The organism is Bacillus cereus group sp. N24 (assembly GCF_016483345.1).
Lineage (GTDB): Bacteria > Bacillota > Bacilli > Bacillales > Bacillaceae_G > Bacillus_A > Bacillus_A toyonensis.
In genome coordinates this window covers 1-229 of record NZ_JAEHCA010000173.1, presented here as the reverse complement: position 1 = coordinate 229, position 229 = coordinate 1, and the positions used below count along the sequence as shown (strand labels likewise).

Below are 229 nucleotides of genomic sequence, written 5' to 3'. Positions count from 1 at the left end.
CTCCCGCACCCTTTCTTTAAAATATTCTACATCATTATTTGTTCCAGATAACTCAAATTTTGATACAATAGGCACTTCATATTTAGTAGAAATTTTGTCAGCACTTGCACCGAACATGTCTCCCCAATTACGATTGCCGCTTGCAGATACGCCTTTTAATTTTTCATTATTGCGTTCTAAAAAGTCTAAAACACGTTCCGGTACATTGCCAAAACCTGTTGTATACGTA

At 36.2% G+C, this 229-nt stretch carries 1 protein-coding gene; it reads right to left on the bottom strand.

What is annotated here, in order from left to right; translation table 11 throughout:
• The coding region (gene nrdI / locus JDS95_RS30915) for a class Ib ribonucleoside-diphosphate reductase assembly flavoprotein NrdI (protein WP_199691079.1) at positions 1–229 on the bottom strand (229 nt) is incomplete at both ends.